This is a genomic window from Immundisolibacter sp., from assembly GCF_041601295.1.
In the GTDB taxonomy this organism is placed as follows: domain Bacteria; phylum Pseudomonadota; class Gammaproteobacteria; order Immundisolibacterales; family Immundisolibacteraceae; genus Immundisolibacter.
Genome location: NZ_JBFIII010000011.1, coordinates 18,060 through 40,944, shown reverse-complemented (window position 1 = coordinate 40,944; position 22,885 = coordinate 18,060). Strand labels below are relative to the sequence as shown.

Genomic DNA, 22,885 nt, shown 5'->3' with positions numbered 1-22,885 from the left:
GCGGCATTCCTGCCACAACATTACCTCGACGGTGAGGTGCCGGACGAGATCGTCATCAGCCATGCGGTGCCGGACCAGGCGCTGATCGAAGCCGCCCTGGCCACGGTCAGCGGCCACCGGGTACGCCTGACCGCCGCCGTGCGTGGGGATCGAGGCAAGTGGCTGCGCCTGGCCCGCACCAACGCCGCGCTGACCCTCGGACGACGTCTGGCCAGCAGTGCCAGCATTCGCGAGCGTTACGAGGCCCTGCAGGAAGCGCTTGGCCTGGACAGCCTGCCGCAGCGCCTGGAGTGCTTTGACATCAGCCACACCATGGGCGAGGCGCCAGTCGCCTCGTGCGTGGTGTTCGACGCCGACGGGCCCGCCAAGTCCGACTATCGGCGCTTCAATATCGAGGGCGTCACCGGCGGCGACGATTACGGCGCCATGGCGCAGGCCATCGAGCGGCGCTACACGCGCCTGCAAAAGGGCGAAGGCAAGTTCCCGGACATCCTGCTGATCGACGGCGGTGCCGGCCAGCTGGGCCGCGTCGCGGCGGTACTGGACGAACTGCAAGTCAGCGGTCTTACGGTGCTGGGCGTGGCCAAGGGCGAGACACGCCGGCCGGGTGCGGAAACGCTGCTGCTGATGGGCCGCGAGCAGCCGATCTTCCTGCCGCCCGATTCGCCGGCCCTGCACCTGATCCAGCATATTCGCGACGAAGCGCACCGCTTTGCCATCGCGGGCCACCGCGGTCGCCGTCAGCGCACGCGCAATCAATCGCCACTTGAAGACATTCCACAGCTCGGCCCCAAGCGTCGGCGCCTGCTGCTGACGCGCTTTGGCGGCCTGCAAGCATTGCGCCGCGCCGGCGTGGACGACTTGGCGCAAGTGCCCGGTATCAGCCACACTTTGGCTCAGGCGGTATACGACGTCCTGCACGGAGAAAGCGTTTGATGCAACCGCCACTGAATCTGCCGAACCTGCTCACCCTGGCGCGTATCGGCACCATCCCGTTGGTAGTGCTGTGCTTTGCACTGCCCTTCAGTTGGGGCCGGCCCGTCGCAGCGGCGCTGTTCCTGACCAGTTCCGTGACCGACTGGCTGGACGGCTACCTGGCGCGCCGACTTGACCAGACGTCGCAGTTTGGCCGCTTCCTGGATCCGGTGGCGGACAAACTGCTGGTCGCAGCAGCGGTTGTGCTCCTGGTACAGGGCGATCCACGGATCTACGTGACGGTGCCAGCCATCATCATTATCGGCCGCGAAATCACCGTATCGGCGCTTCGCGAATGGATGGCCGAGATGGGCGAGAGCGGCCGCGTGGCGGTGTCGCGCCTCGGCAAATTCAAGACCACCGCACAGATGACCGCCATCACCCTGATGCTCTATCAGCACCCGATTGCGGGTCTACCCGTGTACTGGTTAGGCTTGGCGTGTTTTTACGGAGCGGTTGCGCTGACCCTATGGTCAATGGCGCAGTACCTCCGGGCGGCCTGGCCCAGCCTGATCAAAGCTTGACAGCTACGGCCGCCGACCCCGAAAATCCGCCTCCCATTCGGGCGGGAATAGCTCAGTTGGTAGAGCGCAACCTTGCCAAGGTTGAGGTCGCGAGTTCGAGTCTCGTTTCCCGCTCCATTCGTCCGTTCTGGCCGCGCCTTGAGCGCGGCCACACGTTTCTGGTCCCCGGCTAGGTGGCAGAGTGGTCATGCAGCGGCCTGCAAAGCCGCGTACGTCGGTTCGATTCCGGCCCTAGCCTCCACCTTGAGCGCAGAATTACCTGCTACAGCCCGACGCTATCGCGGGCCGGCACGTTCGCGTACTCCCTGACCCAACACTTTTTGGCACTTGGGCAAGGAGCTTGACTGGCTCCAGTCCACCTTAGCCGGTCATCCATAACGTTCGTGACCGTCGCATCATCCGTTCGTCGGTGGACTGGACTATTGCTGGCTCGCAGCGCCCCCTCCTGTCGCGGTACCGTCGCTGTATGTATGCGGCGGTTCAGCCTTGTTTGAACCCTACCCATCCTGCCCTTCAGCGGCTGCCCTCAGCCTTGCCGCAGCAAGCACCTTGGTCAGACGTGCACCACATATCAGCGTGCGAAACTCAAGTCCACCTCGCTGAATCCCGCGCCCCACGTGGCAATATGCAACCAGCAACAGAAACTTTGCAGCGCGCGTCAAGCGCCTTGGACCAGTGCCAGGCGGTTGGCCGACCCGGCGATTAAATATGAATGCGAAAAAAACAGCGCTCGCGCGACCGCGTGCGCCGCAGCAGCGAAGGTTGCCGATATGACCGTGGAGTCCTGCCATGCACGCTAAGCGCTCGCCCGATATCGAGACGGCTACCGCTGCCCGACCGCTGCGCTTTGTCACCGCCGCCGCGCTGTTCGACGGCCACGATGCCGCCATCAACATCATGCGCCGGCTGATGCAGGACCAGGGAGCGGAAGTCATCCACCTGGGCCACAACCGCGGCGTCCAGGAAATCGTCCGCGCAGCGCTGCAGGAAGATGCCGACGGCATCTCGGTGTCGTCGTACCAGGGCGGACACGTCGAGTTCTTCAAGTACATGGTCGACCTGCTGCGCGAGGCGGGCGCTGGCCACGTGCGAGTGTTTGGCGGCGGCGGCGGCGTGATCGTGCCGGTCGAAATCCGCGAGCTTGAGGCCTATGGCGTGGAGCGCATCTACAGCCCCCACGACGGGCGTGAGCTCGGCCTCGAGGGCATGATTTCGGACATGCTGACGCGTACCGCGCAGCATCGGGTGGACAACCTGCCCATCCGGCCCACCGGGCCACACGAGCATTCGGCCATCGCCCGCTGCCTGACCGCGCTTGAGAACCTGACCGGCGAGGGCCCGGCGCGCAGCCGCCTGAAGTCGGTGTGGCCCAAGCATGCAACCGGGCGCCCGCCGGTGCTCGGCATCACCGGTCCCGGTGGGGCCGGCAAATCGAGCCTGACCGATGAGCTTCTGCTGCGCTTCCTGACGCAGTTTCCCGAGCTTCGCCTGGCGGTGCTGGCGGTGGACCCCACACGCCGACGCACCGGTGGCGCCCTGCTGGGGGACCGCATCCGGCTGAACGCCCTGGCCGACGAACGCATTTTTATGCGCTCGGTAGCCACCCGCCGTTCGCACCTGGCCACCTCGGTGGTCCTCAAGGACGAGATCGATTTTCTGGCCGACTGCGGCTTCGGGCTGATCCTGGTGGAGACCGCTGGCATCGGGCAGAGCGATACCGAGATCGTGGACCTTACCGATCTGTCCATTTATGTCATGACCAGCGAGTACGGCGCCGCCAGCCAGCTCGAAAAAATCGACATGCTGGACTACGCCGATCTGGTGGTTCTGAACAAATTCGAGAAACGCGGCGCCGAGGACGCGCTGCGCGACGTTCGCAAGCAGTGGAAGCGCAACCGGGTGGCCTTTGAGCTCGGCGACGAGCAGATTCCGGTATTCCCGACCATCGCCAGCCAGTTCAACGACCCAGGTGTGAACTGGCTGTTCGCCACCCTGTGCCAGCACCTGATCAAAAAGCTCAGCCTGGACGCCAAGCGCTGGACCCCGGACCTCGACACCACGCAGCGCGAACCGCGGGCACAGGCGCTGATCCCGCCCGCCCGTGCCCGCTATCTGGCGGAGATCGCCAGTCAGGGCCGCGGCCTTCGCGCGGACATCGAAGCGCAGGCGCAATCGGCGAGCCTGGCGCAAAGCTACCACCAGAGTCTGGCCGCACTCGACGACGCGGCACTACCGCCGGCCTTGACCCCCTATCCACAGCCAGCGCTCACCGAGGACGCTGACCGCACCCTGTTGCTGCTGCGCCAGCGATACAACGCAGCACTGGCCGAGTTATCCGATGACTCCGTGCGCCTGCTGGCCGATTGGCCGCAGCGGCGCGACGCCGTCACCGCCGATCAGTTCAGTTACGACGTGCGCGGCCGGACCGTGACTGGCGATAACTACGTCGAAACGCTGTCGCGCCAGCGGGTGCCCAAGATCGCCGCCCCGCGCTACCGCGACTGGGGCGAGCTGCTGTGCTTCCTGCACAACGAGAACCTGCCGGGGGGCTACCCCTATACCGGTGGCGTCTATCCATATCGACGCGCCGGCGAAGACCCGACCCGCATGTTTGCCGGCGAGGGCACGCCCGAACGCACCAACCGGCGGTTTCACTACCTGTCGTTGGGGCAACCGGCGGCGCGTCTGTCGACTGCCTTCGACTCGGTCACCCTGTACGGCGAGGATCCGCACCCGCGGCCCGACATTTACGGAAAAGTCGGCAATTCCGGCGTGTCCATCTGCTGTCTGGACGACATGAAAAAGCTCTACTCGGGCTTCGACCTGTGCAGCCCGACCACCTCGGTATCGATGACCATCAACGGTCCGGCGCCGATGATCCTGGCCATGTTCTTGAACGCAGCCATCGATCAGCAGGTGGAAAAATATCTGCGCCAGAGCGGCGAGTGGTCGCAGGCCGAGCAGAAAATTACCGCGCTGCTGGCTGGGCAAACGCGCCCCACCTACGACGGCAAGTTGCCTGAAGGCAACGACGGATTGGGTTTAAGCCTGCTGGGCGTGACCGGCACCCAGATCGTCGGCGCGGAAACCTACGCCCGCATCAAGGCCGACACCCTCAGAGCCGTGCGCGGCACCGTGCAGGCGGACATTCTCAAGGAAGACCAGGCACAGAACACCTGCATCTTCAGCACCGAATTCGCCATGCGCATGATGGGCGACATCCAGCAGTACTTCGTCGACCAGCAGGTGCGCAATTTCTATTCGGTGTCGATCTCGGGCTATCACATCGCCGAGGCCGGCGCGAACCCCATCAGCCAGCTCTCCTTCACGCTGGCCAACGGCTTCACCATCGTCGAGTACTACCTGGCGCGTGGCATGGCGGTCGACGACTTCGCGCCCAACCTGTCGTTTTTCTTCAGCAACGGCATGGATCCCGAGTACGCCGTGCTGGGCCGCGTAGCCCGCCGCATCTGGGCGCGCGCCCTGCGCGAGCGCTACGGCGCCAGCCCCCGGGCGCAGATGATGAAGTACCACATCCAGACCTCCGGCCGTTCCCTGCACGCGCAGGAAATCCAGTTCAACGACATCCGCACCACCCTGCAGGCCCTGTACGCCTTGTACGACAACTGCAACAGCCTGCACACCAATGCCTATGACGAGGCCGTCACCACCCCGACCGAGGAATCCGTCCGCCGCGCCGTGGCCATCCAGCTGATCATCAACAAGGAACTTGGCCTGAACAAAAACGAAAACCCACTGCAAGGCTCCTTCGCCATCGAGCAGTTGACCGACCTGGTGGAAGAGGCCGTGTACCAGGAGTTCGAGCGTCTGGCCGAGCGCGGCGGCGTGCTGGGGGCCATGGAAACCCAGTACCAGCGCGGCAAGATTCAGGAAGAAAGCCTCTACTACGAGCACAAAAAACACGACGGCAGCCTGCCCATCGTCGGCGTGAACACCTACCTGGCCCGCGGCGGCGTGCAGGATGCCGAGTTCAGCGGCGAGCTGATCCGCTCCACTGAGGCCGAAAAACAACTACAACTGGAAACCGTAGGGACGTTCCAGGCCCGCCACGCCCGCACGGCACAGGCCGCCCTGACCCAGTTGCAGCGCTCCGCCACCGCTGGCGAGAACATCTTTGCCGCCCTGATGGACGCCACCCAGCACGCCACGCTCGGTCAAATCAGCCACGCGCTGTATCAAGTGGGCGGGCAGTATCGGCGCAGTATGTGAGGCACGGCTGCTGCCGCGCCTTCAGACCGGCTCGAAGCCGGCCAAATAGCGCGGATTCGCGACTTCAAGCTTGACCCGCACGGCCTGCGTAACTTCCGCGAGGCTGCCCGGTGGCGCCTCGCCTGCGCGGATCAGTGCACATAGCGTCTGGTTTCTGGCGCGCAGCCCCGCGGTCAGTTCGATCACATCATGTGGTGGCGCATCGGCGCGACCCAGCAGCGCCGCCAGACCTTGCCACTCATCACGCAGCAGTGCCGGCTCCTGTGCCAGCTCGCGTTGCAGCATCTGCAGCAGATTGCCGGCCACCAGGGTGCGAAAGCGCAGCCGTGGGTCACCGATCACCGGCAGCAGCTCGCTGGCGATGAACTCGCGAACGGCCGCCAGCAGTTCCTGTGCGGTGGGACGGTCCTGCATGGCTGAATCAATCTCCTGCGTAGCGCGGGTGGTGGGGGTCGATCAGGCTGAGAATTTCCAGTTCGATTTCGGCGGTCATGCGCCCCAGGCTCGCCAATTCAAGGCTTGGCTCCTGCCCCGACCAATGCCGGCGTGCCTGGGTCACGGTGGCGATCGCCCACTTCAGGTTGGCGGCGATCTCGAACCAGTACAGCTCGCGCGCCTCGAAGCGGGTTCCACGAGCGGCGTTGTAGGCATCCAGAAACTCCCGCATCTGACCCACGCCTCCATAGCGCTGGCCGACTTCGCCAAAGCGCCAGGCGCGGATGGCGCCGAAGGTCAGATCCTCGCCCGGGTGGCCGCGATGGGCGAATTCCCAGTCGAGCACGCCGACCAGACCACCCTCGCCCACCACTACGTTGCCAACGCGAAAATCGCCGTGACACAGCACCGGCGCGGTTTCCGACGGCGGATGGGCGCGCAGCCAGGCGAGCCCGAGTTCGAGCGCCGGGTAAGGTGCTTCGACGCCGGCAAGTTCTTGTTCCAGCAGGCGCAGACCATAGGCCGCCGGTCCCTCGTGGCCCTGTGGCCCGGGCAAGAAATCGGCCTTGGCCACGGCAATGCCATGAATGGCCGCCAGCGCCAGCCCCATCTGCTGCGGCAGCACCTGTCTGGCCGCCGCCAGACGCGGCTCCCGGACAATGCGCCGGCCGATGGTCTCGCCGTCGAGGCAAGCCATCACAAACGCCGCCTTGCCCAGGACATCAGGCAGGTAGGCGTACGGTCGCGGTGCCGGCACGCCGGCGTGGTGGGCAAGTTCGATCACCGCGAACTCGTCCCGACGCGACAGAGCAGTGGCAAACATCTGACCACCGAGATCTCGACGCGCCACCAAGGCCATTGGTCCATTCGGCGTGGTCAGGTCCAGCCGCCAGGCTTGCTGGGAGGCGCCGCCCGCGAGCAAGGCGACGCTGCGCAGCGTCGCGTCCTGGCCAAACCGCTCGACAACCCACGGCGCGAGCGCCTGCGTCAAAGCCTCAGTTTCAGTCACTGCGCGCCCCGCGCGCCTCGCGCAGCACGCGGATGCCAATGCTGGCACGGTGCACCTCGCTGGCCCCGTCGTAGATTCGGAAGCCGCGGATTTCGCGGTAAAAATTGGCCAGTGGCAGGTACTCGCTTATGCCGCGCGCGCCGCACATCTGCACCGCCCGGTCGACGATGCGATTGACCGCCTCCGCCACGTACACCTTGGCCATGCTGGTCTCGTGCAAAGCCCGCTCACCGCGATCCAGGCACCAGGCGGCCTGCCAGATCATCAGACGCGAGCTGTGCATTTCGATCGCCGATTCCGCAACCATCCGCTGCATCTCCTGGTGCTGGGCCAGGCGCTTGCCGAAGGAGTCACGCCGGTTTACGTAGTCCATCGCAATATCAAGCGCCCGGCCGGCAATGCCCAGCCAGCGCATGCAGTGCGTCAACCGGCCGGGCCCCAGGCGCTGCTGCGCGTAGTCGTAGCCCTTTCCAACCTCGCCCAGCACCGCGTCGTCGCTGACCCGACACTGCGTAAAGCGCACCTCGCAATGGCCACCCGGGAATGCATGATCCAGAGTCGGGGTCAGCGCCAGAATCTGAAAGCCCGGGTTATCGCCGTCAACCAGAAACATGGTCGGCCCGGCCTCGGTACGCGCCATACAGATGACGAAAGCTGCCCCTTGGGCACCACTGATAAACCACTTGTCGCCGTCGATCACCCACTGGTTGCCGTCGCGTACGGCGCGCGTCAGCAGCATGGACGGGTCGGAGCCGGCACCGGGCGCCGGTTCGGTCATGGCAAAGCAGGACCGCACTTCGCCGCGTGCCAGCGGCGTGTAATAGCGCGCCTTCTGCGGCTCGCTGCCGACCGCGTGCAGCAGATGCATATTGCCCTCGTCCGGCGCGGCGCAGTTCAGAGCCTGCGGCCCGAGCAGGCTGCGCCCGGCCAGCTCGAACACCAGCGCGCTGTCGCGCCAGTCCAGACCCAGGCCACCCAGCTCGCGCGGCACGCGCGGCGCGAATACACCGGCCGCTCGCGCCGCATGCTGTAGCTCGCCCCGCACGGGCTCAAGACGGCTGGGCTGCGCTGCCACCTCCGCCTCACGCGGAATGACCTCCTGATCCACAAAGCACCGCACCTGCGTCAGCAGCGCCTCAAGCTCCGGGCGCACCGAAAAATCGAACATCAACCAGCCTCCATGTCACCGCGGGCAGAACCGGAGTGAATTCTAGACCCCGCCAGCCACCCCCCCAGCGCCGAAATTTCGACGGGGCAGATCGATCCGGACCGGCATGCCGCCAGAGTATTGGCGCATAGGCCCTATTTTGGCTCAGACGGCCGCTTAAAAACGCGACTGCAACCCGCCCAAACGTCGTACCGGCGCGGATTTATGATGGCATATAAGTCAGCGTCAAAAATATTTGGCATGCAAACTGCTATCTTTCCATCGTCGGCGAGGTTTTATCGCCAACCATAGGAATCTAAAAATGAAACTGATCAACATCGCGCCCCAGCAGCACGACAAACCGGTCGGTCGCGCGCCGGTGCGGCAGCGCGATCCGTCAGAGCTGCCGCGTTTTACGCTGGACCTGGCCGGGAGCCTGCAGCGTCACCTCGATCTGGAGCCTCTGATCGATCAGTTCTCGCGCAGTGTCGGCGAATTTGTGCCGCATGACAGCCTCAGTTTCCGGCATGAACTTGCCGGTCATGAGCGGGTCATCGTCCATGGCTCGGCCGGGCGTCACGCCTGTTCCTATCAGTTAACGGTCGAGAAAATGTCCCTGGGCACGCTACGCGTGACACGCCGTCGCCGCTTTGACGAGACCGAGCTGGCATCGCTGGAACAGCTCCTGGGTGCTGTGGTGTACCCGATACGCAACGCCCTGCTATACCGACGTGCCCAGCACGACGCAGCGACCGACCCCCTGACCGGCCTGTCCAACCGCGGCGTGTTCAGTGAAGCCCTGCCGCGTGAGATCAGCCGGGCGCAGCGCTACGACACGCAGCTCACGCTGCTGATGGTCGACCTTGATAACCTGAAGCAAATCAATGACCGCAATGGCCACAGTGCCGGTGACAAAGCTCTGCAGGCGGTGGCGCAGACCATGCGCGCCTGCGTGCGCGATTCGGATCACGTGTTTCGCTACGCTGGGGACGAGTTCGCGGTACTGCTGATTGGCAGCGCCGGAGCCGCAGCCTCCGAAGTGGCCGAGCGCTTGCGCAAGACCGTTGCCGAGCAGGCGCCAAAAATCGGCACCGCCCGGCCCACGCTGAGTATTGGCCTGGCGACCTTACGCACCAGCGACACCGGCCCCAAACTGTTCGAACGCGCGGATACAGCTTTGTACGGCGCCAAACAAGCCGGCCGCAACTGTGTCTGTAGTGCTGATTGATCCTGCCGGGTAAACGCCAGCCAGGAACGCTATCCACTTCGACTGCCGCCCTCGCCTGAGCGCGAAACCTGGCACCCCAAGCTATAAGTTTGCGTACGTGCCCGGACACGCATCCGCGCACTGAGTGCGCGAAGCGAACTACAGCGAGTAAGAGCGAAATTTATAGCTTGAGGGACTAGGGCAAGAATCGCGCGTAGTTGCCGATCCCGGATGCGTAGCATTCGCACGATGCCGCCTCGAGTCCACTGCGGTCGAGGACACCGATCTCGCCGCGGATGTAGCGAATCAGTTTCCTGCGTTGCAGCTTGCCCGCGGCAATGGTGACCGCGCTTCTTTGCACCCCTAGCATGTCGGCAAGAAAGCTGTGCGTAAGATGGAAGTGATCCGCGTGCGCGCGATCATGCGTCATCAGCAACCAGCGCGCCAAGCGCGCCTCCACTTGATGGAAACGAGTACACGCGGCGGTTTGCGACAACTGCGCCATCAACACGTACAAATAGCCGCCCAGGACGCGGCGCACGGCGGGGCTGTCGCGCAGTTCGCGCCGAAGCTGCGGCGCAGTCATCCGCAATGCGCTACCGGAGCCTTGCACCACGGCGCGCAGCGGCGCCGTATTGACCCCCAACAGCAGGGTCGCGCCAAGCAAACCCTCGTTGCCGATCAGTCCCATTTCCAACGGCGGGTGGGCGCCAACAACGGCCACCAGTGAGATAAAGCCGGTGAGGGGAAAATACACCTGTGGGCAAGGCTGCCCTGGCTCACAAAGGACAGTCCCAAAAACCAGACTGACTGGCGTGCAGTGTCCCAGAATCCGGCTGCGGTCCTTGCCTGGCAAGGCTTCGATCAGGCGATTGACCACTCGCCCGGGTGTTGCGATTGACACAGAACTGTCCTGCAACACAGTGACGCCGGGCTGGCACGGAATAGGCGCTGAGGCTATCCCACGGTTTGGAGTGTAACTGACCGCGAAAGTGGGTCCGTGCGCCAGGCCACGTACGGCGCGGCATTTCGCGGGAGCTTTCTGTAGCACCCGGGCCCCGAGCACCTGCTTGGCGTTTCAGTTACCCCGGGAGGCGAACGGAGGCAGATAAGGCAGCAGGCGTCGGGTTTCCCGGCTGACAACTGCGTAGCATTCGCAACTGAGCCGCTCGAGCTCGGGCCGGTCCAAGACCGTGATCTGCCCACGCTGGTACTCGATCACGGCGAGCCGCTGCAACTTGCCGGCTGCCTCGGTAACGCCCTCGCGGCGCACGCCAAGCATATTGGCGATCAGGTCCTGGGTCATGGCCAAGCGGTTGTCCGGCAGGCGGTCCAGGGACAACAACAGCCACCGGCACAGCTGCTGGTCAATCGTATGATGCCGGTTGCACACCGCTGTCTGAGCCATCTGGGTAATCAGCGCCTGGGTATAGCGCAGCAGCAGTAGCAGCAGGTCGCCGTGGCGATTGAACTCATCAAGCACCAGGTCCCCGGGCAGTCGGTAGGCCTGACCGGCGCTCTGCACAATGGCCCGGCTCGGCGTGCTTTCCCCACCCATGAACAGGGAAACACCGACCACGCCCTCGTTGCCGACCACCGCGATCTCCGCCGACGCACCGCTTTCCATCACGTACAGCAGCGACACGATGCTGTCGATCGGAAAATAGACGTGGTGCAAGGTTGCCCCGGACTCGTACAGTACTTGACCAAGCTCCAGGGGCACGCGTTCGAGCTTGCCAAACAAGCGGTTCTGGACCTCAGCCGACAAGGCAGTCAATAGGTAGTTGTGTTGGGTTGTGGGCACGCGAACCTCAATCAGCGCGAAGGCAGACAACCAGTTGCTCTGCTGATCCGAAAACTATAAATAAAGTTCCCGGATGCTTTATGTACGGTACCGCACATAGCTGGAAACCCACTCCAGCGGCGATGCTCGGGGCCGCGCTGAGCACCCATTTCGGCTTTTCGAGCGCCAGTTTGTCCGTAAAACAGCCCCTCCGGCGCGGGGCTGGCCAAGAACGTCCTGTTGGCTCAAGTGAACCTATGCCAGATTCGCCACGCGCCAGCTGCGAACAGCCCAACTCCCCCAACCCAAGCGGATGGGCTTAAAGTAGCCCGGATACGGCCACGGATGTCTTGTTCACAGAACATTCCGCCCGCTCCAGCGCCCAGTCGCTCAAGCCGGACAACCCGTGGCTGTGGCATTAAAAGAGGCCTTCCATGCCTAAGCTGTCGCGGCGAACTGCCATTGCTGGCGTATTGCTGTTTTCCTTGTGTTGCGTGCCGGTTGCCGACGCGGCGCACGCCGATCCAACGGGACGCGTGGCGCGCCTGAGTCACAGCCAAGGTGAAATCAGTTACTCGCCGGCCGGCGAGGACGAGTGGGTCGGCCTCGTGCGCAATCGTCCACTGATCCGTGGTGATCGCCTGTGGACCGATCACCACGCGCGTGGCGAGTTGCAGGTCGGCAGCGCGGCGCTGCGCCTCGGGTCGGACACCAGCCTTGAGATCCTGCAGCTGGACGACCGCATTGCGCAGTTCCGACTGACACAGGGCACTATCAATCTTCGGGTGCGGCGCATGGATCCGGGGCAGATCTACGAGATAGCCACACCTTTTCTCGCGTTCAACGCCAACCGTCCCGGGCGCTACCGCATCGATGTCGACCCGCCAAATCACCAAACCACGATTATTGTATGGGAGGGCGCCGGCGAAGCATTCGGCGAAAACGCCAGTTTCCCGTTGCGTGCCGGGGATACGGTGCGCTTCCACGGAGCGGATCTGCGCGATCACGATATCTTCGGCCCACCCCGTCAGGACGATTTCGATCGCTACAGTCTTGACCGCGACCGGCGTCTGGACCGCTCACCGGCGCTGCGTTACGTCGATGACGACCTGGTGGGCTACGCGGACCTGGACGATTACGGCAGCTGGCGCTCGGTGCCCAGCTACGGCGATGTGTGGTTTCCCAACCGGGTTGATGCCGGTTGGGCGCCCTACCGCGATGGTCATTGGGTCTGGCAGGAGCCATGGGGCTGGACCTGGGTAGATCATGCACCGTGGGGCTTCGCGCCGTTCCACTATGGGCGTTGGGTTTCCGTATCCAACTACTGGGGCTGGATTCCAGTGCCGCGCCACAGGCGCTCGATCTACGCACCCGCGCTGGTCGCGTTCATCGGTGGCCGCGGCTGGAGCCCCTCGTTCAGCTCAGGCTATGGTTCGTCAATCGGCTGGTTCCCGCTGGGTCCGCGCGACGTCTACGTGCCGTGCTACCAGGCCAGCCGCGACTATTTCACCCGCATCAATGGCAATAATACTGTTATTAATAACAATTTCATCACTGACATCTATAACAATTACGCTCGCGGCGATATCGATATCGGGCAGGTAAACCACGTCAACCGCTCAGTTTCAGATGCCATCACCGCGGTGCCCGGCGATGTGTTCAAGAACTCGCGATCTGTACGCAAAGCAGCGATTCGCCTCGACGGCGATGCGATCGCCACCGGCGACATCACCAGCGTGGCTCCGATTACGCCAGGAGCACAAAGCGTCATCGGTGCGGGCAAGGCGACCCGAGTCCGTCCACCAGATGAAGCGGTCGAGCGCCGGGTAGTCGCACGCCACGCACCGCCGCTGCGGGACAGGCCATTTGCTACACGCGAGCCGACGCTACGGAACGCTCCCGGACGCGTACCGAAGCCGTCTGCCGTCGAACCGGTTCCGGCGACGAACATTAGAGTCAAGCCAGCCCCACGAGGACCGTTCGCCGAACGCGAACATCGATCCGTGGATGCCTCGCAGCGGGCGCCAGAGCGATCGGCCATCAGGCCTTTGCCGGGCACCGAAGGCACACCCCGGCTCAGAAGTGAGGTCACGCCCAGAGTACGCGTGATCCCGGCACAGCGCGGCGCGGTGGACGCCCGGGCGGACGGGTTCCAGCGTCGTAGAGCATTGGCTGGGCGAGACACAGAGACGACAGCTTCGCGGCCCGCATTGGACCGCGGCGCAGGCGACCCCGGCCAACAACCCACCCGGACCCGGCGGAGCAACATTCAGCAAACGACGGAGCATGACGCCGAAACGCAAGGGCGAGCTTCCGGTCGCTCCGCCAATCCGCGGGACTCACGCCACCTGAGCGGCGAACGGGAGCAACTGAATCAATACCGCCGCGACGTTCCAAACGGGAACACGGCCCCGGAATGATCGACCCTTGCGTGTCTTTAAAGTCGCGCGACAACCACGCGGCAGGCTCGCCTTACCGGTAGTCAGCGGTCCAGCGTCAGGCCTTGGCAAAACGCGGGTGTCGCACCAGCACGGGTCACCCGGCCCTATCCAATCGCCGCCCGTGGTTCAGCCGGGCGTGGGCATCGGACGCGCCCTTGCGATATCCCGTTGTACTGCCAGATTTCGCGGCGTTGCACGGACGTGACCCCACGCATGCAAATGCATTCGGACCAGGGCCAGTGAGACGTCTAACGCACCGGCAAGGCCTCAGCAATCGAGCGCCTCAAGCTGCGCGGTGGTCCGGCACGCCACGCCGATGTTGGCCATATCCAGGATATTGGCCTGCGCCACCGCGGCCGTTTGCGCCGAGGCGGCATCGGTAACCAGCGTGACCGCGTAATCCAGGCACACGGCGTCCATCACCGTGGCACGGATGCAATTCGGATACTGCGTGCCGCAGACCACAAGCTGCCTGACGCCACGCCTGCGCAGCACAAGATCCAGCGCTGTACCCATGAAGGCACTGAAACGCGGTTTCACGATCACCTGCTCCCCCGGTTGAGGCGTGAGCTCCGCAACGATCCGTGCTCCAGTGCTACCGGGCAGCAAATAGGCCGGCCCTTGCATGAAGGCATCGCGGCGAAACAGCTCCACGTCGCTGCCATCGGGCCGGTAATGGCGAATCAGGTGAAATACCGGCCAGCCACCGACACGGAACTTCTCCAGCACGCGACGTATATTGGGCACCGTTGCTGGCGCGCCGGCCACCGCTGCCGGGCCACCGGGCAGTACGAAGTCATTCTGCATGTCGATGATCAGCAGGGCATGCATGTTGGGCGTCACGGCAGATTCAGAGCCCATCGGGCAGCGCCACCGACAGCCCGCCGCGGACTTGTTCAAAGGCATACGCCAGCGCGATCAGACGCGGCTCGCTGAACGCCTGGCCAATGAAACTCATACCCACGCGACTGCCATCGCCGGTATGGCCGATCGGTACCGTGATGGCCGGGTAACCGGCCTTGCCGCTCAGCTTGGCAGCTACGCCGCCCGGCGTGACCAGTGCATCCAGCCCATGGGTCCGACACACCGCGTCGATGCCCAGCTCCCGGGTCAGTGTGATGTCCCGCAGGCGGTCGGCCCGGTAGGTGGGGTCATCCAGGTCGCCGCTGCGCTCGGCATTCTCGGCCAGCAGCTGACCGTACTTCAGACATTGCTCGGGGTGCGCCTGGTTGAAGGCAATGATTTCGCCCAGCGAGTGCATGGGCGCTGCTTCGTTCTGGGCGGCGAGAAAGGCCTTCAATCCGGCCTTGAACTCGCACGCAAACACGCTGGAACGCAGCCGCGCGACCTCGTGTGCCGTCGGCACGTCGGCGGGGTCGATGATGATCGCCCCGGCGGTGCGCAGGGTGACAATGGCTTGTTCCACCAGCGCGTCGGCGTCTTGCTGCTCTTCCCGCCCAAAATAAACCTGCCTTGGCACGCCGATACGCGCGCCACGCAGAGCGTGTGGATCGAGAAACCGCGAGTAGTCGGCATGCAGGTGCGCCGCCGCGCCCAGCGTGAGGGTGTCGTTCAGGTCCACGCCGGCCAGGGCCGACAGCAGCACAGAAGCATCGGCGACGCGACGTGTAATTGGCCCGGCCGTGTCCTGACTGATCGCCAATGGCATCACGCCAGAGCGGCTGATCAGCCCGACCGTGGGCTTAAGACCCACCACGCCGGATTGGCTGGCCGGGGTCTGAATGGAGTTTTGTGTTTCGCTGCCGACCGCCGCCACGCACAGGCCGGCCGCCACGGCGCAGGCCGCGCCGATGCTGGACCCGCCGCCACGGTCGTAACGCTTGCCCCAGGGATGGCGCACCACGCCACCGGCGGAGCTGAACTCGGACGGCATGACATCGGCCAAATAGTCGGCAAACTCGGTCATATTGCACTTGCCAAGAATCACCGCGCCCGCTGCCCTGAGGCGACGCACCAGTTCAGCGTCCTGGCGCGGTCGCAGTTGCGCCAGAGCCAGCGAGCCTGCGGTACAGGCCATGCCGTCGCCCGTGGCGATGTTGTCCTTGAGCAGCACCGGGATGCCATGCAGCGGGCCGCGCACGTGGCCGGCGCGACGTTCATCGTCCAAGGCTCTGGCGATGTCGCTCGCCCGTGGGTTCACCTCGCGCACGGCGTTCAGCGTCGGCCCGGCCTTATTCAGCGCGCCGATTCGGTCCAGGAAATACTGGGTGAGAGCAGCGGCGCTCAGACCGCCGTTCGCCATCGCCTGCCCAAGCTCGGCGATGCTTTGTGCATGCCACATAAGGGTTTGCGGGTCGCTCGCTGGCGGGCGTGTCAGCGAAACTCCGGTATTACCCGGCGAGCGAACAGCTCCTGATTGCGGTACGCCTGGTGCGGGGCAATGCCGCCGTAGTGAGAGACGATGGAAAACTCGTCGAACTGCCATTGGCCGTGCAGGTCGGTCAGACGACGCGCGATCTGCTCGGGCGTCCCCACGTACACCATGTCCTGGGCCAGGATGTCGTCGTAGCTGAGCTTCTTCATGGATTGCAGGGCATCGCTGGCGTAGAACGCGTAGCCTGCCGCGTGCAATGGCTCTTGTAGCGCAGGGTCCAGCAGCGAGTCGTGCGGGCGCACGTTGTACTCGAAGAACTTCATGATCGCCTCGCGTGCCTCGCGGTGGGCCGTGTTCTCGTCATCGGCCAGGAACACCGCCCGCACGTAGCCGACGTGTGGCTGCGTGCCGAACTCGGTACAGGCATCGCGGTAGGTTTTGAAGCCATCGGCGAATACCTCGATCGGCGCCGGCCCTCCGGAGCAGATGCGCCAGCCGTGCCGGGCGGCGATACGAAAGGCTGCGCCGCTGGTGCCTGTCATGTAGATCGGCGGATACGGCCGCTGCACGGGCTGCGGCACCACCTGCACGTCATCCACGTGGGTGTAGCGGCCATGAAATGAAAAGCGCTCGCCGGACCAGGCCAGGCGCAGCAGTTCCAGGGCTTCCTCGTAGCGGCCTCGGCTTTCCTCGAATGGAATGCCGGCCGGTGGGTACAGCCAGGCGTGGCCGCGCCCGACGCCGACTTCCAGCCGGCCACCGGTGAGGATGTCGGCCATGGCGATCTCGCCGGCCAGCACAAGCGGGTTGTGCAGCGGCAGCGTGTGGCACAGGGTGCGCAGACGAATCTGCTGCGTGCGCTGCGCCACTGCCGTGAACAGTCCCAGGGGATTGGCGGAGATGCCGAAGGTCGGGAAAAAGTGATGTTCGATCAGGCTATACAGGTCATAGCCCAGCGTGTCGGCCTGTTCGATCAGCCGAAACACCTCCCAGGCCAGCTCGGCGTGGGACTTGTCAGGTGCGGACTGCATCTCGCAGTACACGCCAAAACGCAGCGCGGTCATGGATTACCTCCAGTTTGCTAGAACTCAGCCGCCGCGGTGAGCGGATGCGACCGACTACTCGAAGCGACGCAGCGGCCGGCCGGCCCAGGGCTCCTCGAACGGTGTCGCCAGCCGGATTTCCAGCCAGACGTTCTGGAAGTACCAGCGCCCGTCCTGCTGGGAGAAATCGGCCTGATAGGTGCCACCGACCCAGATCGAGTCCGGTTGGTCGGCGGTCTTGCCAGGCATGGTAGCGAGCTCCCACAGGTACCAGTTACCGGCAGCGGTGCGGCCATCCGCCGCCAGCTCGATCAGCGGCGAGATCATGTAATGCAGCGACCACAGGATATCGGTGCGCCCGGTCGCGGCCAGACCCTGGGCAATCGCTTCGCGGCCCTTGAACGGCCCGAAACCCTTGGCCGCCCAAGTGGCGTCCTCGGCAAACAACGGCGCCATGATGGCCGGATCGTTGTTGCGGTCCGCGCCCCGCGCGTAGCCTGCGATCAGGTCGCGGATCGCTTCCAGTGACTCCAGGCGTGCCAGGCGCCGGGCGATGTCATCGTCTGCCACAGGTCAGGCCGGTCGATTGGGCAGGGCGTACAGGTCGCCGTTGAAACCGGGCGCCGCGCCGTGCTCGGCGATAAAGCGCTCTTCCTCGAAACTGAACGGCACGCGCGGGTCCCCGCGGTACAGCTCCACGTGCGGCGCCACCTCGGCCAGGGACAGCATCAGATACAGCAGCCGCTGCTCGGGCGCCGGCAGCTGGTCCAGGGGAAGCGCATTCAGATGGGCGACGATGCCGTCCCCCTCGCCGACCAGGGCGTCATAAAATGCTTTCAGTTGGGCGCCCGTGCTGGCACGGCGCGTGGTTTCCCGCTCAGCCTGCGAGGCCAAGGCCCAACGGTCGACCCAGGGTTCGAGGTGCCGGTAGCTGGCCGGCAACAGATCGCTGCTCATATGCTTCTTCCGCCCCTCAGCTGTTCACGTACTCGTCCACCGCCTGGTAATGGTGGCGCAGCAACACCTCCTGGTCCTGAAGGTGCATCACTTTCTTGGCGCCGGACTTCAGCGCCGCATGCGTGGCTTCCATGGTGGCGGTATCTTCCAGCCAGGCATTGCGCTGTAACACCTGACCGTATTCCTGGCTGAAGCGCTCGCCCGCGTTTTGCGGCGGCGGGAAGTACTGAATTCCCTCCCACAGCGTCTGGTCCACCGACAGTGGGTGGAACTGATGCGTGAAGTACAGCCCATCCATGATGTGCACCAGGAAATTCGGAAACATCACCGACAGCTCGAAAGCGAAATTGGGACTGCGGGTCGGGTTGACGCCAGGCGGCAGCGCCACCCGGGTGCCGCGCTTGGCAATGGACGTGGTGCCCAGCCGATGCGAGAGCGCGGCCACCGGCGTTGGAGTCGGTCCCTTGTCATCCATGTATACAGCCGAGGTGCGGTGTGGGCCGAACAACTGCACCTCATAGAGCTTGGCCGAGAAACCCTCCGGGAAGGAACCGGCATGGATGGTGGTGACGTGGTAGGCCTCGGAGAACGCGTCCTGGGCGATCTTCCAGTTGCAGTTGAGCACGGTGCGGTAGGCGTATACGGCGGTCATCTGTCCGTACGGAAACCCTTCCAGGCGCGTGGCGGCCTCGCCCAGATAGTCCTTCAGACTGACCGCCGGCTGCGGGTCGAGGTGCGCAAAAATGAAGCCCTCCCACACCTCTACCGCCACCGGTGCAAGGCCGTTGTCAGGTTTGCAGAAGCTGTCGAAGAATTCCTCTTCCTGCGGCACGTGGACCAGCTCGCCTTTCAGGTTGTAGGTCCAGCCATGAAAGTGGCAGGAAAAGCGCCGGTCCTTGCCGTGGCCGTCCTCGGCCCAGATCACCCGGTTGCCGCGGTGCGAACAGGTGTTGTGAAAACCGCGAATCTGCCCGTCCTCGCCGCGCACCAGAATGATTGACGAGTCCCAGATCGGCAGCGGTTTGAGCTTCCACGAACCCGACTGGGGCAGCTCCTCGACCCGTGCCAGCTTCAGCCACGTGCGCTTGAACAGCTTTTCCTTCTCGCGCTGGAAATACTCTGCCGAGAGCAGGGCGTCCACCGGCACCGGATCGGTGCCCAACTGTGGAAACTGCTGCGCCCAGCGGGATGCGACCGGTTTGTTCATGCCTGCCTCCAGTCCGAAGACCCGCGAAGTCCGAATAAAGCGTCGCCATGTACTTTAATCGCTTTCCTGTCAGTTGGGATGGCTTGCTCCTCAGCCCGCCGGCAGGTGCACAATGAAACGTGTCCCACCCAGTTGCGGTGAATCATCAACCGCAAGCCGGCCGCCGTAGGCGGTGGCGATGTCGCGCACCACTGCCAGGCCGATGCCTTCGCCGGCCACGCGCCGATCGACGCGAGTGCCGCGCTCCAGCACCGCCTGACGTAGCGGCGCCGGCACGCCGGGACCATCGTCTTCGACCGTCAGTTCCAAGGCCGCAGTGCCGTCATCCGCCTGCGATGTCAGCGACAGCAACACACGCCGCTCGCTCCACTTGTAGGCGTTATCCAGCAGGCACCCGAGCAGCTCGTACAAGTCGCCCTCGTCACCTGCGAACTGGCCGCCCGCTGGATCGTCCAGTTCCGCCGCCACGCGCTTGTCGGCGTAGACCTTGTCGAGACCGCGCATGACCCGACGCGCCACCTTTGCCACCGGCACCGCCGCGGTCAGGGTGGCACGACCGGAAGCGGCTGCGCGGCGCACCTGATAGGCGACCGACTCGTCGATACGGGCAACGGCGTCGTTGATCAATGCAGCTTGCTCGATCGACTGCGCACCCGCCGCATTGCGCAGTACCGCCAGCGGCGTTTTGATGCTGTGCGCGAGATCGGCCAGCGCATTGCGCTGGCGAAGCAACTGCGCGCGTTCGTGCCGCAGCAGGGCATTCAGGCCGTGGGTCAGGGGGGTCAGTTCGGCCGGATAACGCCCGGCAAGATCGTCACGCGCCCCGCTTTCGATGGCCTTGATGTCTACCGCCACCTGAGCCAGCGGTCGCAGCCCCCAGTGCAGAATCAGCATCTGCGTCAGCAGCAGCAAACCCGCGGCCCCACCGAGCCACAGCAGCAGGGTGGTCTCGAATTGACCGATCTCCGCCCCCAGTTCGTCCAGCCGGGCGGCCACGCTGAAGGTAAACTGCCGCGCCGCACTGCCCTGGACTTCCCAGCCCACGCCAAAACTGTAGACCAGCAATGTCTCGCCGTCGGCGCGGACCCGGGACCAGGACGCGCGACCCGGTGTCAATCCACGCACAAATGGAAGGTTCAGCCCCACCATGGACGGCGAGCGCCACAGCACCTCGCCTTCGTCGCCGCTGATCTCGGCATAGCGGCCGGATCCGGGCACCTCGAAGCGGCTCTCGTGCAGGCCACGTGGGACGTCCAGCTTGCCCGCACGCAGTTCAGCGGCCGCCAGAAGGGCGAACACCTCGCCCCGCATCCGGGCACGCAACGCCCCCTCGGCGCTATCGCGATACGCCCGATCCAGTGCCACCGCGGTACCGCCCAGGAACACCGCCAGCACCAGCAGCGAGGACAGCAGCAGACGGCGGCGGATCGACCCCATCAGGCTCGGGGCAGCGCCAGTCGGTAACCCCGCCCGCGCAGGGTTTCAATCGGATTCAGGCACTCGTCGGGATCGAGCTTCTGGCGCAGGCGACGGATAAACACTTCCAGCACGTTACTGTCGCGGCTGGCGTCATCCGGGTACAGGTGCTCGGTCAGCTCGGTCTTGGACACCACTTCGCCAGCGTGCAGCATGAGGTAGGCCAGAAGCTGGTACTCATAAGCGGTCAGGTCGAGTTCGGCATCTTCCAGGTAGGCGCGCTGCTCGCGTGTATCGAGCTTCAGCGGCGGACAGGCGATGACGCTATCGGCCCAGCCGCCGGTGCGCCGAACCAGCGCCCGCAGGCGAGCCACCAGCTCCGGCATCTGGAATGGCTTGACCAGGTAATCGTCGGCGCCGGCGTCCAGCCCGGCGACTTTGTCCTGCCAGCGGTCGCGGGCAGTCAGAATAAGGATCGGATATCGACAGCCGCGCGAGCGCAGGCGGCGGATCACCGACATGCCGTCGCGACGCGGCAAGCCGAGGTCGATAACCGCTATGTCATAGGGATATTCGAGCCCGAAATATTCCGCTTCAATGCCATCCCCAGCGCTGTCCACCACGAAGCCGGCAGCGGTAATTCCGGTTACCAGTTGCTTGCGCAGCGCAGCATCATCTTCCACTACCAGCCCACGCATGGCGTACTCCCGGCCTCAGTCGTCCCGATGCCGGTCGGTGTCGTCCCGACGCGGATCAACGTAGCGTTCGCGTACATAGCCATCGGGGGTCAACACCCGCACCCGGTAGCCACGATCGTCGGTCGGTTCCGAGCGCAGGACCCGACCCCGCTCGTCACGACGCACCGCGTTGGCAGCCCGCCCCGCATCGCGGTCGTAGTGGTCATGGCGATCGGGACCACGGAACGACCGCGACTCATCGCGCCGCGTGCCGAGCGAACGATGGGCAGGCTCATCACGCCGATATTGGCCCTTCGCGCGGCCTTGGCCACGCTCATGGCGATCGTCGTAATGACTGTCGTGATCGCGCCGATCCGAGTCATCCCGACCCTTGTCAGGACCAGCCCAGGCGGGTAGCGCGACTGCCAGCAGCAGCACGCCACCCACCAGATACCTAGCCCTGTGTTTCATGGTCCGGCTCCAACATTCAGCATGGGTGCTCAGTAATCGTATTGCGGCTGCACCGCCACCCGCACGCGAATCCGATCGCCCGGGTCGTAATCGGTAATCGTCACGTGTTCGCGACCCGCGTAGGCGTAGGTCACGCGATAACCGTCGTTACGCTGTTCCCGAGTGTACTCGTGGCGTACGTCGCAGCGCTCGCGTGAGGTGTAGTAGCCGTCATCGACGCGGCGGCGCGCGCTCATATCCCGACCCACGGAGGCGCCCAGCACCGTGCCGGCCGCAGTGGCAAGACCGTGGTGACTCCCACCCACCTGGTGGCCGAGTACTCCACCGACGATGCCGCCCAGGATGGTTCCGGTGTGCGAGCGATAGGCGGGCCGTTCCACGTAGACCTCTTCGTCCCAGCACTCGCGGCGTGGCCGGTCAACACGCACCGTGCGATACAGTGGCTCCACGCGCACCACCGGTGCGTCCACGTAATAGCGTTCGTTGTCACCGCGATGACCCGCCACTGCGTTGCTGGCGCAGCTCGAAAGCAGGGGTACCAACAGCAGCAATTTTGTCAGTTTCATGTCGTGTCCTCCGCGTGCGGGCGACCGTTAATAATCGTGATGGCTGTAGTCGAACAGGAACTCGACCAGGCCTCCGTGGCCATAGCCGTTGTGCCCACAACCCCGATGATGTCGGTGGTGACTTGGCCGGTAGTAATAGCCCGGCGACGAGTAGTAGTGACCATAGGAGCGATGGCCCCATCCGTTGTGGTGCCCATAAGAGCGATGGCCCCGGCCGCTGTAATGCTTGCCATGATGGGAATCCCCACGACGGTAGTCACCGCGACCACCCCAACTGTTTCCCAGGTGACGGTTGTGCGAATCGCCCCGATAAGCACGGTCATGTCCGGACTGCTGATGCTCGCCACGGTAGCTGTCGCGGGCCGAAACGGGCGACACCACCAGCAAGGCGCCGGCAAACGCCGACACCAGCAGCAAATTTTTGAGTACCCTTTTAGCAGTCATGGCAGGTTCCCCTGACGT

The 22,885-nt window shown here is 64.5% G+C and carries 21 protein-coding genes and 2 tRNA genes; 7 read left to right on the top strand and 16 right to left on the bottom strand.

The annotated features are described in order from the left end of the window. From ABZF37_RS02770 to ABZF37_RS02750, 5 genes are all read left to right on the top strand, one after another. Positions 1 to 936, top strand: a 936-nt coding sequence (locus ABZF37_RS02770; protein WP_372716516.1) for an excinuclease ABC subunit UvrC, incomplete at its 5' end; no start/stop codon positions are given. Beyond that, positions 936 to 1,499, top strand: a complete 564-nt coding sequence (gene pgsA, locus ABZF37_RS02765; RefSeq protein WP_372716514.1) for a CDP-diacylglycerol--glycerol-3-phosphate 3-phosphatidyltransferase — start codon at positions 936 to 938, stop codon at positions 1,497 to 1,499. The genes ABZF37_RS02770 and pgsA, both read left to right, overlap by 1 nt. Positions 1,500 to 1,540: 41 nt before the next feature. Further along, positions 1,541 to 1,616 (top strand) — tRNA-Gly (locus tag ABZF37_RS02760). 50 nt (positions 1,617 to 1,666) lie between these two features. Beyond that, positions 1,667 to 1,740: transfer RNA gene (locus ABZF37_RS02755), tRNA-Cys, on the top strand. A 548-nt stretch (positions 1,741 to 2,288) separates the two neighbouring features. Beyond that, the gene (locus ABZF37_RS02750) at positions 2,289 to 5,729 is read left to right on the top strand and encodes a methylmalonyl-CoA mutase family protein (protein WP_372716512.1); all 3,441 of its coding nucleotides are present in this window, start codon (positions 2,289 to 2,291) and stop codon (positions 5,727 to 5,729) included. Between the two features lie 21 nt (positions 5,730 to 5,750). Here the strand turns inward: ABZF37_RS02750 and ABZF37_RS02745 are convergent, their stop codons facing one another. Genes ABZF37_RS02745 through ABZF37_RS02735 form a run of 3 tightly spaced genes read right to left on the bottom strand, consistent with a single transcriptional unit; the run spans position 5,751 to position 8,341 of the window. Beyond that, positions 5,751 to 6,143, bottom strand: coding sequence for a DUF6285 domain-containing protein (locus tag ABZF37_RS02745; RefSeq protein WP_372716510.1), 393 nt, complete (start codon positions 6,141 to 6,143; stop codon positions 5,751 to 5,753). Between the two features lie 7 nt (positions 6,144 to 6,150). After that, a complete protein-coding gene (locus ABZF37_RS02740) occupies positions 6,151 to 7,173 on the bottom strand; it encodes a phosphotransferase family protein (protein ID WP_372716508.1) in 1,023 nt (340 codons plus the stop codon). After that, the gene (locus ABZF37_RS02735) at positions 7,166 to 8,341 is read right to left on the bottom strand and encodes an acyl-CoA dehydrogenase family protein (protein WP_372716506.1); all 1,176 of its coding nucleotides are present in this window, start codon (positions 8,339 to 8,341) and stop codon (positions 7,166 to 7,168) included. Before ABZF37_RS02735 ends, ABZF37_RS02740 begins: the two co-directional genes overlap by 8 nt. A gap of 301 nt (positions 8,342 to 8,642) precedes the next feature. On the opposite strand from ABZF37_RS02735, the gene ABZF37_RS02730 reads away from it, so the two are divergent. Then, positions 8,643 to 9,548 carry a GGDEF domain-containing protein gene (locus ABZF37_RS02730; protein WP_372716504.1) on the top strand — a complete coding sequence of 302 codons (906 nt, stop codon included), beginning with the start codon at positions 8,643 to 8,645 and terminating at the stop codon, positions 9,546 to 9,548. A gap of 175 nt (positions 9,549 to 9,723) precedes the next feature. On the opposite strand, the gene ABZF37_RS02725 is transcribed toward ABZF37_RS02730, so the two are convergent. Continuing rightward, entirely contained in the window at positions 9,724 to 10,431 is a 708-nt protein-coding gene (locus ABZF37_RS02725; protein ID WP_372716502.1) for a Crp/Fnr family transcriptional regulator, read from the bottom strand. Positions 10,432 to 10,605: 174 nt separating this feature from the next. Continuing rightward, entirely contained in the window at positions 10,606 to 11,331 is a 726-nt protein-coding gene (locus tag ABZF37_RS02720; protein WP_372716500.1) for a Crp/Fnr family transcriptional regulator, read from the bottom strand. Between the two features lie 650 nt (positions 11,332 to 11,981). Between ABZF37_RS02720 and ABZF37_RS02715 the strand changes: the two genes are divergently transcribed. Continuing rightward, positions 11,982 to 13,730 carry a DUF6600 domain-containing protein gene (locus ABZF37_RS02715; RefSeq protein ID WP_372716498.1) on the top strand — a complete coding sequence of 583 codons (1,749 nt, stop codon included), beginning with the start codon at positions 11,982 to 11,984 and terminating at the stop codon, positions 13,728 to 13,730. Positions 13,731 to 14,018: 288 nt separating this feature from the next. Here ABZF37_RS02715 and ABZF37_RS02710 read toward each other — a convergent pair whose 3' ends face one another. The 11 genes from ABZF37_RS02710 to ABZF37_RS02660 all read right to left on the bottom strand — a co-directional run bounded on the left by ABZF37_RS02710 (position 14,019) and on the right by ABZF37_RS02660 (position 22,867). Then, the gene (locus ABZF37_RS02710) at positions 14,019 to 14,612 is read right to left on the bottom strand and encodes a cysteine hydrolase family protein (RefSeq protein ID WP_372716496.1); all 594 of its coding nucleotides are present in this window, start codon (positions 14,610 to 14,612) and stop codon (positions 14,019 to 14,021) included. After that, positions 14,602 to 16,053, bottom strand: coding sequence for an amidase family protein (locus ABZF37_RS02705; protein WP_372716494.1), 1,452 nt, complete (start codon positions 16,051 to 16,053; stop codon positions 14,602 to 14,604). The genes ABZF37_RS02710 and ABZF37_RS02705 overlap by 11 nt, the downstream gene beginning before the upstream one ends. Before the next feature lie 32 nt (positions 16,054 to 16,085). After that, on the bottom strand, positions 16,086 to 17,150 hold the full coding sequence (locus ABZF37_RS02700) for an LLM class flavin-dependent oxidoreductase (protein WP_372716492.1): 1,065 nt from the start codon (positions 17,148 to 17,150) through the stop codon (positions 16,086 to 16,088). A 54-nt stretch (positions 17,151 to 17,204) separates the two neighbouring features. Further along, positions 17,205 to 17,699, bottom strand: a complete 495-nt coding sequence (locus ABZF37_RS02695) for a nuclear transport factor 2 family protein (protein WP_372716490.1) — start codon at positions 17,697 to 17,699, stop codon at positions 17,205 to 17,207. Between the two features lie 3 nt (positions 17,700 to 17,702). Next, entirely contained in the window at positions 17,703 to 18,086 is a 384-nt protein-coding gene (locus tag ABZF37_RS02690; protein ID WP_372716488.1) for a hypothetical protein, read from the bottom strand. A 16-nt stretch (positions 18,087 to 18,102) separates the two neighbouring features. Beyond that, positions 18,103 to 19,293: an SRPBCC family protein gene (locus tag ABZF37_RS02685; protein WP_372716486.1), complete on the bottom strand. Its 1,191-nt coding sequence runs from the start codon at positions 19,291 to 19,293 to the stop codon at positions 18,103 to 18,105. 90 nt (positions 19,294 to 19,383) lie between these two features. Beyond that, a complete protein-coding gene (locus tag ABZF37_RS02680) occupies positions 19,384 to 20,730 on the bottom strand; it encodes an ATP-binding protein (RefSeq protein WP_372716483.1) in 1,347 nt (448 codons plus the stop codon). Further along, positions 20,730 to 21,407, bottom strand: coding sequence for a winged helix-turn-helix domain-containing protein (locus tag ABZF37_RS02675; protein ID WP_372716481.1), 678 nt, complete (start codon positions 21,405 to 21,407; stop codon positions 20,730 to 20,732). Before ABZF37_RS02675 ends, ABZF37_RS02680 begins: the two co-directional genes overlap by 1 nt. Before the next feature lie 15 nt (positions 21,408 to 21,422). Beyond that, positions 21,423 to 21,857, bottom strand: a complete 435-nt coding sequence (locus ABZF37_RS02670) for a hypothetical protein (RefSeq protein ID WP_372716479.1) — start codon at positions 21,855 to 21,857, stop codon at positions 21,423 to 21,425. 29 nt (positions 21,858 to 21,886) lie between these two features. Beyond that, positions 21,887 to 22,423 carry a glycine zipper 2TM domain-containing protein gene (locus ABZF37_RS02665; protein WP_372716477.1) on the bottom strand — a complete coding sequence of 179 codons (537 nt, stop codon included), beginning with the start codon at positions 22,421 to 22,423 and terminating at the stop codon, positions 21,887 to 21,889. Between the two features lie 27 nt (positions 22,424 to 22,450). Then, complete coding sequence (locus tag ABZF37_RS02660; protein WP_372716475.1) at positions 22,451 to 22,867, bottom strand: hypothetical protein; 417 nt, start codon at positions 22,865 to 22,867, stop codon at positions 22,451 to 22,453. Between the last annotated feature and the right edge of the window lie 18 nt (positions 22,868 to 22,885).

Coding starts and splice junctions, on each gene's coding strand:
- ABZF37_RS02665 (WP_372716477.1), bottom strand. CDS start 22,423: ATGAAACTGACAAAATTGCTGCTGTTGGTACCCCTGCTTTCGAGCTGC.
- ABZF37_RS02700 (WP_372716492.1), bottom strand. CDS start 17,150: ATGACCGCGCTGCGTTTTGGCGTGTACTGCGAGATGCAGTCCGCACCT.
- ABZF37_RS02705 (WP_372716494.1), bottom strand. CDS start 16,053: ATGTGGCATGCACAAAGCATCGCCGAGCTTGGGCAGGCGATGGCGAAC.
- ABZF37_RS02675 (WP_372716481.1), bottom strand. CDS start 21,407: ATGCGTGGGCTGGTAGTGGAAGATGATGCTGCGCTGCGCAAGCAACTG.
- ABZF37_RS02660 (WP_372716475.1), bottom strand. CDS start 22,867: ATGACTGCTAAAAGGGTACTCAAAAATTTGCTGCTGGTGTCGGCGTTT.
- ABZF37_RS02685 (WP_372716486.1), bottom strand. CDS start 19,293: ATGAACAAACCGGTCGCATCCCGCTGGGCGCAGCAGTTTCCACAGTTG.
- ABZF37_RS02730 (WP_372716504.1), top strand. CDS start 8,643: ATGAAACTGATCAACATCGCGCCCCAGCAGCACGACAAACCGGTCGGT.
- pgsA (WP_372716514.1), top strand. CDS start 936: ATGCAACCGCCACTGAATCTGCCGAACCTGCTCACCCTGGCGCGTATC.
- ABZF37_RS02690 (WP_372716488.1), bottom strand. CDS start 18,086: ATGAGCAGCGATCTGTTGCCGGCCAGCTACCGGCACCTCGAACCCTGG.
- ABZF37_RS02745 (WP_372716510.1), bottom strand. CDS start 6,143: ATGCAGGACCGTCCCACCGCACAGGAACTGCTGGCGGCCGTTCGCGAG.
- ABZF37_RS02680 (WP_372716483.1), bottom strand. CDS start 20,730: ATGGGGTCGATCCGCCGCCGTCTGCTGCTGTCCTCGCTGCTGGTGCTG.
- ABZF37_RS02710 (WP_372716496.1), bottom strand. CDS start 14,612: ATGGGCTCTGAATCTGCCGTGACGCCCAACATGCATGCCCTGCTGATC.
- ABZF37_RS02670 (WP_372716479.1), bottom strand. CDS start 21,857: ATGAAACACAGGGCTAGGTATCTGGTGGGTGGCGTGCTGCTGCTGGCA.
- ABZF37_RS02735 (WP_372716506.1), bottom strand. CDS start 8,341: ATGTTCGATTTTTCGGTGCGCCCGGAGCTTGAGGCGCTGCTGACGCAG.
- ABZF37_RS02750 (WP_372716512.1), top strand. CDS start 2,289: ATGCACGCTAAGCGCTCGCCCGATATCGAGACGGCTACCGCTGCCCGA.